Source organism: Bombilactobacillus sp. ESL1197 (assembly GCF_058107145.1).
Genome location: NZ_JBYLTY010000002.1, coordinates 45,866 through 57,690 on the forward strand (window position 1 = coordinate 45,866; position 11,825 = coordinate 57,690).

12 protein-coding genes are annotated in these 11,825 nt (G+C 38.2%); 11 read left to right on the forward strand and 1 reads right to left on the reverse strand.

The window, feature by feature from the left end:
• Positions 1–6 precede the first annotated feature (6 nt).
• A complete protein-coding gene (locus AC3B6B_RS05865; RefSeq protein WP_489757754.1) occupies positions 7–1,215 on the forward strand; it encodes an ABC transporter permease in 1,209 nt (402 codons plus the stop codon).
• Between the two features lie 13 nt (positions 1,216–1,228).
• Complete coding sequence (gene trmB / locus AC3B6B_RS05870) at positions 1,229–1,879, forward strand: tRNA (guanosine(46)-N7)-methyltransferase TrmB (RefSeq protein ID WP_489757755.1); 651 nt, start codon at positions 1,229–1,231, stop codon at positions 1,877–1,879.
• A 140-nt stretch (positions 1,880–2,019) separates the two neighbouring features.
• On the opposite strand, the gene AC3B6B_RS05875 is transcribed toward trmB, so the two are convergent.
• Positions 2,020–2,334, reverse strand: a complete 315-nt coding sequence (locus tag AC3B6B_RS05875; protein WP_489757756.1) for a hypothetical protein — start codon at positions 2,332–2,334, stop codon at positions 2,020–2,022.
• 119 nt (positions 2,335–2,453) lie between these two features.
• Between AC3B6B_RS05875 and AC3B6B_RS05880 the strand changes: the two genes are divergently transcribed.
• The 9 genes from AC3B6B_RS05880 to dnaI all read left to right on the forward strand — a co-directional run bounded on the left by AC3B6B_RS05880 (position 2,454) and on the right by dnaI (position 11,769).
• On the forward strand, positions 2,454–2,777 hold the full coding sequence (locus AC3B6B_RS05880) for a thioredoxin family protein (protein WP_489757757.1): 324 nt from the start codon (positions 2,454–2,456) through the stop codon (positions 2,775–2,777).
• An 18-nt stretch (positions 2,778–2,795) separates the two neighbouring features.
• A complete protein-coding gene (gene ytpR, locus AC3B6B_RS05885) occupies positions 2,796–3,446 on the forward strand; it encodes a YtpR family tRNA-binding protein (protein ID WP_489757758.1) in 651 nt (216 codons plus the stop codon).
• Positions 3,447–3,472: 26 nt separating this feature from the next.
• The gene (murC, locus tag AC3B6B_RS05890) at positions 3,473–4,792 is read left to right on the forward strand and encodes a UDP-N-acetylmuramate--L-alanine ligase (protein WP_489757759.1); all 1,320 of its coding nucleotides are present in this window, start codon (positions 3,473–3,475) and stop codon (positions 4,790–4,792) included.
• Positions 4,793–4,976: 184 nt separating this feature from the next.
• A complete protein-coding gene (gene polA, locus AC3B6B_RS05895; RefSeq protein WP_489757760.1) occupies positions 4,977–7,637 on the forward strand; it encodes a DNA polymerase I in 2,661 nt (886 codons plus the stop codon).
• 4 nt (positions 7,638–7,641) lie between these two features.
• Positions 7,642–8,469 (forward strand): bifunctional DNA-formamidopyrimidine glycosylase/DNA-(apurinic or apyrimidinic site) lyase, encoded by an 828-nt coding sequence (mutM, locus tag AC3B6B_RS05900; RefSeq protein ID WP_489757761.1) that lies wholly within the window; start codon positions 7,642–7,644, stop codon positions 8,467–8,469.
• On the forward strand, positions 8,442–9,065 hold the full coding sequence (coaE, locus tag AC3B6B_RS05905) for a dephospho-CoA kinase (RefSeq protein ID WP_489757762.1): 624 nt from the start codon (positions 8,442–8,444) through the stop codon (positions 9,063–9,065). The genes mutM and coaE overlap by 28 nt, the downstream gene beginning before the upstream one ends.
• A gap of 3 nt (positions 9,066–9,068) precedes the next feature.
• Positions 9,069–9,572, forward strand: a complete 504-nt coding sequence (gene nrdR / locus AC3B6B_RS05910) for a transcriptional regulator NrdR (RefSeq protein ID WP_489757763.1) — start codon at positions 9,069–9,071, stop codon at positions 9,570–9,572.
• The gene (locus tag AC3B6B_RS05915) at positions 9,553–10,848 is read left to right on the forward strand and encodes a DnaD domain protein (protein ID WP_489757764.1); all 1,296 of its coding nucleotides are present in this window, start codon (positions 9,553–9,555) and stop codon (positions 10,846–10,848) included. Before nrdR ends, AC3B6B_RS05915 begins: the two co-directional genes overlap by 20 nt.
• 9 nt (positions 10,849–10,857) lie before the next feature.
• A complete protein-coding gene (dnaI, locus tag AC3B6B_RS05920) occupies positions 10,858–11,769 on the forward strand; it encodes a primosomal protein DnaI (RefSeq protein ID WP_489757765.1) in 912 nt (303 codons plus the stop codon).
• The last annotated feature ends 56 nt before the right edge of the window (positions 11,770–11,825 follow it).

The following is an 11,825-nucleotide window of genomic DNA, read 5'->3' on the forward strand; positions in this document are numbered from 1 at the left end:
GTTAGCATGAAATCTCTATGGCAACAACGCCTGACACAGCATTTAAAAGAACAAGCCAAGTTTTTAAAATTGGTCTTTAATGAATATTTTATTATTGCCATTATCTTTATGATTGGCGCTTTTGGCTATTGGTATTCACAAGCTTTGACTCATTTGACGTTAAATTCGTGGTGGGTCAAACCCTTAGGTATTATTATCTTAACGGTTTGCGGATTATTTTTTAAAGTGGCGACGTTAATGCAATCCGCGGATACAACTTTTTTATTACCTAAAGAAGTGGCTTTGCGCGAATATTTGGTCAAGGCCCGTAATTATAGTTGGTGGTTACCGTGCTTGACTTTAATTTTGGTCAATTTTTTCTTGACGCCTTTTTGGGCTAAGGGCGCGGGTTTTAAGCCAACCACTGTGGTATTGATTGCATTGGCCACTTTAATTTTGGAAATTGGCGTGATTAACAATCGCTTAGCTAGTAATTATGTGGAACAACCTGCTAAACTGTGGTGGGAAAGTTGCATTAGTTTTGTGGTGGTTTTGATTGTGGCCTTGTATTGGCTGCCGTTAGTCGGTGTTCTTTTAGCTTTAATCGTAACGGCGCTCAGTTTTTATCAATTACATCAACTCTTAAATCAACGGCCATTGCAGTGGACTTATTTAGTGCAGCAAGAACAGCAACGTAGTTACCAGCTGAAAAGATTTTATAATTTGTTTACCGACGTGCCAGGAATGAAGGGCAAATCACGACGTTATCGTTGGTTAGATGGCCTTTATCGTCCTATTAAATTGCAACAGGCGCAGAGTGGTCTCTATCTTTTTAGTCGCGGCTTTGTACGTAATACTGACTATAGTGGCTTATTTTTACGTTTAACCATTGTTGATTTGGTATTAATTGCCTGTTTGAAGAATGTCTGGCTGATTAGCATCATGAGTTCATTGTTTTTATATTTAGTCGAATTTCAATTGGTGCCACTATATAAAAGTTATGATACGAATGTTTTATTTCAAATTTATCCGTTGAGCACACACCAAAAGCAGCATAATTTTCAAACATTACTCAGTGTAATTTTAATGAGCCAATGGTTGTTAGGATTAGTAGTTTTAGTTATTGTCTATCATCTGCAACAAGTAACGCTCATTGCTGGTTTAGTCGGATTAATTATGGTAATATTTTTGCTTAAAGTTTATTTACCACACCAATTAAAAAATTTGGAAAGATAGGAATTATGTAGTTATGCGTTTACGAAACAAACCTTGGGTGCAAGGCTTGATTGCCGAACATCCTGAATGGATTTTAAATGAACCTGAGCCCCAAAGTATTCAAGGACAGTGGCAACAGCGGTTTACAAAGAACCAGCCGATTGAATTAGAATTAGGTTCAGGCAAAGGCCAATTTATTATTGCAAAGGCACAACAAAATCCAGAGCGAAATTTTATTGCAATGGAATTACAACCAGTTGCTGCAGCGATGATTCTGAAGAAACAGTTGCAGGCACAATTGCCTAATTTACAAATTTTAGTAGCTAATGGGCGGCAGTTGCCAGAATTATTCGCTACTGGAGAAATTAGTAAATTATATTTAAACTTTTCGGATCCGTGGCCCAAGACACGCCATGAAAAACGTCGGTTAACGGCACCCAATTTTTTGAAATTGTACCAATCGGTTTTGCCGGCACACGGTGTTGTAGAATTTAAAACGGATAATCAAGGTTTATTTGAATACTCCTTAGGCAGTTTCAATCATTATGGAATGCAATTTGATAAAATTAGCTTAAATCTCCATCAGAGTCCGTGGGCTGAACATAATATTATGACAGAATATGAAGCTAAATTTTCGCAAAAAGGCCAGCCCATTTATTATTTAGTTGCACATTTTCCTAATTAACGGTCAGTTTTTAGTCAAAGTCAATTAACTGCAAGTTGACAGGAAGAGTTGGTAGTTTTTGTGCACTGGTGGTTATGAAATTCAGATTATGTAATAAAAAACACCAATCCGGAAATTTTCCAGTGGTGTTTTTTTAATAGTTAAACGCGTTGAATGTCTAATAGTTGTCCTGTTAAAGCTGATGCAATAAAATGATATTGTGCTTCTTCATCATCTTGCACAGCAGTAACGCCACCAACTAAAGCCCAGGTATCAGAGCCTTCAACATTAACTTTTTGGAACATTGGTTCAACCCAAGTAGTAATAATGTTGGTATCAGAACCTAAATTATTTTTAATTCGCTCAATTACTTGTTTACTATCAATTTGATGTATTAAGTATAAAGCACCAGCTCCGACAACAGCTGCTGTTGTTGAAGCAACGAGGGTTGATTTAACTAATCCCTTTAAACTCATAGATCTAACCTCCTCAGTTTATATATCTATTTTATCATTATATTATAAATAACGTTGGTAATTGACAACTTTTTTTTAGTTTGTAATATAGTTTATAGGTCAGAAAGGAATTGAAGACAATGAAAAAGCTAGAAGATCAAGCAACAACAAATATTGAACAATTAACGAAAGATGGTAAATTTATTTTATTTTTTGAAGCCGATTGGTGCCCTGATTGCAAATTTATTGAACCCGAGATGCCAGCAATTGAACAAGATTATCCAGAATATGAATTTATCCAAGTTGATCGAGATCAATTCTTAGACTTAGCCAAAGACTTAGGAATTATGGGTATTCCTAGCTTTGTTGCTTTTTCTAATGGCCAAGAAATTGGACGTTTAGTTAACAAGGAGCGCAAAACTAAGGCGCAAGTAGAGAGTTTTATGGATTCTTTAAATAAATAAAATTTAATTGGGAAAGATATGGTGAAACGATTGCAGATTAGTGTTTACAATCCAGCAGTTTTTGGTGACGTAGTTTTGATAATTTTAGGAGCCAACACTGCGGAGCAAAGTACAGTACAAAAGGGTAACATTGTACAAATTTTAAATGATCAAAATGAAGTAATTGGCTATAACTTCTTTGATGTGTTGGCCAAGTTGAATTTAAGTACACAAGCAGCGGGCCAGTTTCATTTGACTGCACCACAAATTCAAGTGTTAAATCAACAGTTACAAGCCGCAGGTTTTGCTGAGCAATTGGAAGTAGATACGACTGAGTATTTTGTGGCAGGTTTGGTCAAAGAAATGACCCCTCATCCTGATTCTGATCATTTGCATGTTTGCCAAATTGAATTAGATCAAGGTCAAGTTGAGCAGATTGTTTGTGGTGCGCCCAATATTGCCGTTAATCAAAAAGTTGCAGTAGCCAAAGTGGGAGCCATGATGCCCGCGGGCCAGATTATTTATCCAGGTGTTCTTCGAGGTGTCAAAAGTAATGGAATGGTTTGTTCACCTCGTGAACTAGCCTTAGCTAATGCCCCACAAAAACGTGGCATTTTAGTTTTAGACGACCAAGTACCTACGGGTTCAGCGTTAGACTTTGACCAATTGAACCAAATTTTTGTGAAATAAGTAAATTTTACAGCAGAGGTAAACAAATGGAACAACCAATTTATCATTTTATCGGTATTAAAGGAACCGGTATGAGTGCCTTGGCGTTAATCTTGCATGATTTAGGATATGAAGTTGAAGGTTCTGATATTAGTAAACAAACTTTTACGCAAACTGGTTTGCAACAAGCGGGCATTCAGATTACCGATTTTGCAGCAACTAATATTCATCCCGGTTTGACGATTATTTTAGGAAATGCCTTTGGTGATGACAATCCGGAAGTCGCGCAAGCCCAAAAATTAGATTTACCAATCTTTACTTATCCACAAATGGTGGGCAAGTTGGTGAATGAATATACGTCGATTGGGGTAGCTGGTGCTCATGGTAAAACTAGTACAACGGGCCTATTAGCTCATGTTTTACAAGGAATAGCTCCTACTAGTTATTTAATTGGTGATGGTACGGGGAAAGGTGACCGGCAAAGCCAATTTTTCGTCTTTGAAGCTGACGAATATCGGCGCCACTTTTTGGATTATGCACCGGATTATTTGATTATGACGAATATTGATTTTGATCACCCAGATTATTTTGCCGACATTGATGATGTCTTTTCAGCATTTCAACAAGAAGCCAATCAAGTCAAAAAGGCGATTTTTGCTTGGGGTGACGATCCTTTATTACAGAAAATTCAAGCACCTAAAGGTACACAGTTATTTTATTATGGTTTGAATGATCGCGATGATTTTCAGGCAATTAAGATCCAAAAAACGACGCATGGTTCCAGCTTTGAAGTGCTGTATCATGGGCAAAATTTGGGGCAATTTCAAATTCCATTATTTGGTCAACATAATATTTTAAATGCGTTGGCGGTAATTGGTGTCAGCTATTTAGAAAAGATTGCGCCGGCAGAGATTCAACGAGAGTTACAAAGTTTTCACGGTGTCAAGCGGCGCTATAGTGAAAAGAAAGTGGCAGATATGGTGGTAATTGATGATTATGCTCATCACCCTTCCGAAATCAAAGCCACGATTGATGCAGCGCGCCAGCAGTATCCAGATAAACAAATTTTGGTTGTATTTCAACCACATACCTATAGTCGCTTGCTGGCATTATTACCTGGATTTGTGCAAAGTTTGGATTTAGCAGATCAAGTCTTTTTAACGGAAATTTTTGGTTCGATTCGGGAAAATCAAGGCCAAATTTCTAGTGCAGATTTAGGAGCACAATTACAGCATGGTGGGCAAGTAATTACCCAAGATCAGATGCAACCTTTATTAGACTACCATGATGCTGTGGTCATCTTTATGGGTGCAGGTGACATTCAAAAGTATGAAGTTAGTTATGAGCAACAATTAGCGCAACGCTAAAATTTGAAAATGAAGATTGAAACGAGCATTGAGACAGTTCAAGTTAATGGATTAAAACTGTTGATTAGCTTTCGCTTCAATCTTTTTTTATTATTTTGAAAAAGAAATCTTCAAGTTCTTTTGTATTTTCAAATCTATTTAACGAATAGTTTGTTAAAATTAAAGTATTAGAAGATGAGGTACGATGATGAAACCAACAAAATTAGTTTTAGTAGACGGTAATAGCATTGCTTTTCGAGCTTTTTTTGCGATGCATAATGTCCTAGATAAATTTGTCACGCCAGATGGATTGCATACTAATGCCATTTATGCGTTTAATAATATGTTAGATTTGATTCTTACTAAAAGTCAGCCGGATGAAATGTTGGTTGCGTTTGATGCAGGAAAAACGACTTTTCGCACCAAAATGTATTCGGAATATAAGGGAAATCGTCCCAGTATGCCACCGGAGTTTCGCGAACAATTGCCTTTTATTAAGCAGTTGTTAGTGGCCCGGGGCATTAAAACTTATGAGTTAGCTAATTATGAAGCTGATGATATTATTGGTACTGTAGCCAAACAAGCGCAAGCTTTGGGCTATGAGGTGCTAGTCGTGACCGGCGATCATGATTTGACACAACTAGTGACGGAGCAAATTACAGTTGCGGTAACTATTAAGGGTGTTTCCGATTTAGAATTTTATACACCTGAGCATTTTCAAGAAAAATTAGGAATTACTCCTACACAATTAATTGATTTAAAAGGTTTGATGGGCGATACTTCAGACCATTATCCTGGGGTTAATAAAGTTGGTGAAAAAACTGGACTGAAATTATTAAAGCAATATGGTTCGATGGAAAACTTATACGCTAACTTAGATACTATGAAGACCAGTAAGCTCAAGGAACATTTACAAGAAGATCGTGAAATGGCCTTTTTATCTAAAAAGTTAGCAACGATTGATTGTCAAGCACCAGTGACGATCTCTGTTGATCAATTAAGTTATGATGGCGATCAAACGGAAATGTTAATTGAATTTTATCGTAAATTGAATTTTCAATCATTTTTGAACAAAATGGATGTTCCACTAAATCCCATTGCCCAAGAAGCTAAAAAACAAGCTGCTTATCAAGAATTGACGTCTGCAACATTAGCTAGTTTTATGCAGGATCACCAACCAGCTAGCATTATTATTGAAATGTTAGATGATAATTATCATGAAGCACCAGTCATCGGCATTGCATTGGGCAATCAAGATACGATTTTAGTAACTGATCAAATAGCAGTTTTACAAAATTCTCTATTGAAAGACTGGCTCCAAGATCCGCAACAGGAAAAATATGTTTTCGATTATAAAAGAGACTTAGTAGCATTAAACCGTTATCAAATTCAGTTGGCTGGTGTTAGTTTTGATGGGTTACTAGCATCTTATTTGATTGATGTAAATGACAACGCTAATGATTTAGGTGAAATTGCCCAATCTTATGGTTATAATGATTTATTACCCGATGTTGAGGTATACGGCAAAGGTGCCAAGCGCGCTGTTCCAGAAGATAAAAAATTATGCGATCATTTAGCCAATAAAGTAGCGGCTTTGAATTATCTCCAAACACAATTGCCGCAGCAATTACAACAGCATGATCAAGACCAATTGTTTGATGAAATCGAATTACCTCTAGCCCGAGTTCTAGGGAAGATGGAAATTGCGGGAATTAAAGTTGACGCGACCACTTTACAGCAGATGAAAGTGCAATTAGATGAGCGGTTAACAAATTTAGAAGCAGCTATTTATGATAAAGCTGGTCAAAAATTTAACATTAATTCTTCGCAACAATTAAGCAAAATTTTATTTGAAGAGATGGGCTTAAAGCCTATCAAAAAGACTAAAACGGGCTATTCCACTTCTGTAGATGTTTTGGAAAAATTAAAAGATCAAGCACCAATTATTGCGGATATTTTGGAATATCGCCAGGTCGCCAAAATTCAATCAACGTATGTGCTTGGTTTATTAAGTGCGATTGCCCCTGATGGCCGGGTTCATACTCGTTATTTACAAACACTGACGCAAACGGGACGGCTTTCGTCAATTGATCCCAATTTACAAAATATTCCTGCGCGTGATGAAGGACGTGCTATTCGTAAAGCGTTTGTACCTAAAGAGTCATCTTGGCAATTATTTTCCAGTGACTATTCCCAAATTGAATTACGGGTTTTGGCTCATTTATCAGGTGATGAGCATATGCAACAAGCCTTTCAAGCTGATTATGACATTCATGCGCACACGGCCATGAAAATTTTTAATTTGGATAGTATTGATGATGTGACTGCGAATATGCGCCGGAAGGCCAAAGCAACTAATTTTGGGATTGTTTACGGGATTAGTGATTATGGCTTAGCCAAAAATATTGGCATTTCCCGCCGTGAAGCGGCGGAGTTCATTCAAGCCTATTTTGAACAGTATCCCAAAGTGAAACAATACATGGATCAAATGGTGCAAAAAGCCCGCGAAGATGGTTATGTCGAAACAATTATGCACCGCCGGCGCTATCTGCCAGATATTCATGCAAAGAATTTTCACTTACGATCTTTTGCGGAACGGACAGCCATGAATACCCCGATTCAAGGTAGCGCTGCTGATATTATTAAGATTGCCATGATTAATATGCAACGGCAGTTGCAACAACAACATTTACAGGCACGAATGTTACTACAAGTGCATGATGAATTGATTTTTGAAGCTCCTAGTACGGAAATTCCCATTTTGCAAGAATTGGTGCCACACGTGATGGATACCGCTGTGAAGTTGGATGTACCTTTGAAAGTAGAATCAGCAGCTGGTCAAACATGGTTTGACGCGAAAGGATAAAATAATGCCAGAATTACCAGAAGTAGAAACAGTCCGTCGAGGCTTAAATCAATTAGTTAAAGGACAAAAGATTGTTAATATTGAGGTGCTGTATCCGAAAATTATCGTCAATCCCTTACCAGAATTTAAGAAAGATTTGATTGGAGCGACGATTACCGATGTGGGGCGCCGTGCTAAGTATTTACTATTTCATTTTGATAATGATTTGACAATGATTAGTCATTTACGAATGGAAGGTAAATATCAAGTTCGGGATCAAAAAAGTGATTTTGATAAGCATGTGCATATTATTTTTGAACTAGCCAATGGCCAGTATTTAGGTTATCGTGATGTTCGCAAATTTGGGCGCATGGAAGTTGTGCCCCGGACTGATGAGTTAACCACTAAAGGAATTGCTAAACTAGGTCCGGAACCCTTAACGCCGCAGTATACCTATGATTCATTGGTTAGCGGTTTACAGCGTAAAAAGAAAAATATTAAAGCTGTGTTACTGGATCAGCAAGTAGTTTCAGGCTTAGGTAATATTTATGTCGATGAAGTTTTATGGATGGCTAAAATTCATCCTGAGCAACCAGCCAATCAATTAACTGACGAACAATTACAGGCATTATATCCGGCCATTGCGGATGAAATAAAAACCGCCATTGCCGCTGGCGGAACCACGATTCGCAGTTATGTTGATGCTACCGGTCAAAAGGGTCAATTTCAATTACAATTAAAAGTCTATGATCAAGAGGGCCACCCCTGCCAACGTTGTGGCACGGCCATTGAAAAAATTCGCGTGGCGGGCCGAGGAACACATTATTGCCCGCATTGTCAACGGTTGAATTAATGGGGCGTGCGATTGGAATTACCGGTGGTATCGCGAGTGGCAAAACAAGTGTCCGTCAATTACTTAATCAAGCGGGCTTTTTAGTAATTGATGCTGACCACATTGCTCACCAAATCTTGGATACCAAAACGCCAGCTTTTAAAAAAGTGGTCCAACAGTTTGGAACTCAGGTTTTAACTGCTGATGGGCAGTTGAATCGCTCTGCTTTGGGGCAAATCGTCTTTGCCGATGCGAAACAATTGGATTGCTTAAATCAAATTGTGCAACCAGCAATTCGTCAAGAATTGGTACGACAAATTCAACAAGCACAAGCAACTTCACAAACTGTTTTCTTTGAAATTCCACTTTTATTTGAGCAACATTATGAACAAATTGTGGATCAAGTTTTAGTGGTTTATGTAACCCAGCAAGTTCAATTACAACGTTTACAAGAAAGAAATCATTTAACAGTTCAACAAGCATGTAGTAGAATAAAAAGCCAATTACCACTTCAACAAAAATGTCAATTAGCCGATTTTGTTCTTGATAATACTGGTGATTGGCAGCACTTACAGCAACAAGTTGACCAGTTTTTACAACAAGTAATTAAGGAGTAAATTATGATTTGTCCTCAGTGTCAAAAAAATTCTTCTCGGGTTATTGATAGTCGCCCGAGTGACGAAGGCCGGGTGATTCGTCGGCGCCGTGAATGTGAAAATTGTGGATATCGGTTTACAACTTTTGAGCGGATTGAGCATACTCCCGTTTTGGTCATCAAAAAGAATGGTAATCGTGAAGAATTTAGTCGTGAAAAAATTTTACGGGGCATTGTGCGTGCCGCTGAAAAAAGACCAGTGACTTTAGAGGCGATGAATCAATTAGTTAGTAAAGTCGAAGCTAAGATCCAAGCAACGGGTGAAAGTGAAATCAATTCGCGCCAAATTGGTGAATTTGTGATGCAAGAATTAGCCGGTGTCGATGATATTGCCTATATCCGCTTTGCCAGCGTTTATCGTCAGTTTAAGGATATTAACGGTTTGATGCAGGAAGTACAAGAAATGATGTTAGCTCAAAAAAATCAGGCAGAAAGCGAGACAACTGACGATGACGCAAGCGATGATTGATCCACTGTGGGGCTATTGGGTAATTGGTAGTAGTACGCTCACACAATTGGATTATCAGGTTTTAATTGACTTATATCAACCCATTATTGGGAGTGATGCTTTGAGCTTGTATCAGTTATTGTGGCAGCATCAAGTCCCCTTAGTTTCCCAGCGCAAAGCGCATTCTCAACTTTTAAATTTATTGGATCTTGATAGCCAGCATTTTTATCAAGCGCGGATTAAATTAGAAGCCGTCGCTTTACTGCAGACTTTTCAAAGTAAAGATAGTTGGGGTGATTATTTAATCTATCAATTGCAAAGGCCACTAGCAGGTGCTAATTTTTTTCAAGATAGTATTTTAACCACTTATTTACAAGAAAAAATTGGTCAACCCGATTTTCAACAGTTATTTAAAAAGTATCATCCTCAACTCCGCAATTTAGACCAAGCCAAAGAAATTACGAAAAGTTTTTTGGAAGTATTTCACCTGTCTCACAAAGTAGTAGATGCCAAAGTTGAGTCTGATGCTCAACTTTCTACTGTTAATCAGCCCAATTATCGACCGACGGAATTAGCGACTTTTGATTGGGATTTCTTAAAGATTACTGTGCGTTCATACCACGTTGCGCCCCAGCAAATTGATCAAAATCAGTCAGAGTTATTTAATTTGCATACTTTCTATGGCTTATCCGAAGTTGAATTAGCGCAGGCAATTGGGCAAACGCTAAATGTGCAAACTGATCAAATTGACTTGCGTCGTTTAAAGTCCTTGATTCAAAAGCAATATGAACAACGGGTTAATTTGAAGACTGCAGCTTTGCCTAGCGCAGCTAAAAGGCCACCGGTGACTAATTTATCCACTAGTCAAAAAAAATTAATCAAGGCCGCGCAGAACCAAGCGCCGGCAGAGTTTTTAGCTAATAAAAAGCACCAAAAAAATGGTTTTGTGGGTAGTTCTGAAACTAGTATTTTGCGGAAATTACAGGCACGCATGGTTTTACCAGCAGAAGTAGTGAACATTTTGGTAAATTATGTTTTGGATAATTCGCCTACTTTAACGCAAGGTTTTGTAGAAAAAATTGCTAATGATTGGGTGCAGCACGGAATTAAGACCGCACCACAGGCAATTAAATATTTACAGGACTTTCCGCAAAAGCAAACCAAGAAAAAACGTTCAACCACAAATAAAAAAGAGTCCGGAACTGATTGGTCCAAAACCCCAAGTCAACAGGTTAATTCCGAACAATTAGCGCAGATGCAACGGCAATTGCGACAGTTACAAGATCATTCTGAGTGAGGTTAGATAATGGAAAAGTTATCGCAATCATTAGCCAAAATCATTAAAGGCCACCAATGGCAAAATCATTATCAGGATTTATTAAGAAAAGCGTTAAGCGATGAGGATGTGCAACACTTTTTAACGGCACACAAAGGCCAAATCACCCAGCCAATTTTACAACAAGGCTTGGATGCTATTTATGAATTTGTGCAAGCTAAAAGCCATATGCAAGAATTTGCTGCGGGTTATCAGCCGCGGCTGATTTTTAAGAATCAAATGATTCAAGTTACCTATGCTCCTGATGCGCAATTGGTAGCACAAAAAAAGCAGCAACGCTTTGAACGAAACTTTATGACCATTGATATGGCAAGCGATATCCGGCAAGCGGATTTAACTGACTTTGGCACGGGCGCTAGTGGGCGCCAAACGGCGTTGATGGCTGCTTTGAAGTTTGTCTTGAATTATTCCAAAAATGAATTTACACCAGGCTTGTATTTATCAGGAGATTTTGGTGTTGGTAAAACTTATTTATTGGGAGCGATTGCCAAAGAGTTGGTTAATCAACAGGTGGCAGTTTTATTAATGCATTTTCCAACTTTCGCGGTGCAAATGAAGAATGCCATTTCTGATAATTCTGTCTTAACGCGGATTGACGAAATCAAAGCGGTACCGATTTTGATGTTGGATGATATTGGCGCTGACTCATTGAGTTCGTGGGTGCGAGATGAAGTTTTAGGAGTCATCTTACAATACCGGATGCAAGAGAAATTACCGACCTTTTTCTCCTCTAATTTTGCCATGAATGATTTACAAAAGCACTTGGCAGTCAACCAACGTGGTGATCAAGAACCGGTGAAAGCAGCACGGATTATGGAGCGCATTCGCTTTTTAGCACGAGAGGTGGTTTTATCAGGACCCAACCTGCGCTTTCAGAAATAATTATGGATTGTAACTTGCAAAATTGAAAAGCGCGTGGTTTAATATGGACATAGTCA

Bases quoted from the DNA above. Each gene is read 5' to 3' on its own strand.
- AC3B6B_RS05865 (WP_489757754.1), top strand. From the start codon at position 7: ATGAAATCTCTATGGCAACAACGCCTGACACAGCATTTAAAAGAACAA.
- trmB (WP_489757755.1), top strand. From the start codon at position 1,229: ATGCGTTTACGAAACAAACCTTGGGTGCAAGGCTTGATTGCCGAACAT.
- AC3B6B_RS05875 (WP_489757756.1), bottom strand. From the start codon at position 2,334: ATGAGTTTAAAGGGATTAGTTAAATCAACCCTCGTTGCTTCAACAACA.
- AC3B6B_RS05880 (WP_489757757.1), top strand. From the start codon at position 2,454: ATGAAAAAGCTAGAAGATCAAGCAACAACAAATATTGAACAATTAACG.
- ytpR (WP_489757758.1), top strand. From the start codon at position 2,796: ATGGTGAAACGATTGCAGATTAGTGTTTACAATCCAGCAGTTTTTGGT.
- murC (WP_489757759.1), top strand. From the start codon at position 3,473: ATGGAACAACCAATTTATCATTTTATCGGTATTAAAGGAACCGGTATG.
- polA (WP_489757760.1), top strand. From the start codon at position 4,977: ATGATGAAACCAACAAAATTAGTTTTAGTAGACGGTAATAGCATTGCT.
- mutM (WP_489757761.1), top strand. From the start codon at position 7,642: ATGCCAGAATTACCAGAAGTAGAAACAGTCCGTCGAGGCTTAAATCAA.
- nrdR (WP_489757763.1), top strand. From the start codon at position 9,069: ATGATTTGTCCTCAGTGTCAAAAAAATTCTTCTCGGGTTATTGATAGT.
- AC3B6B_RS05915 (WP_489757764.1), top strand. From the start codon at position 9,553: ATGACGCAAGCGATGATTGATCCACTGTGGGGCTATTGGGTAATTGGT.
- dnaI (WP_489757765.1), top strand. From the start codon at position 10,858: ATGGAAAAGTTATCGCAATCATTAGCCAAAATCATTAAAGGCCACCAA.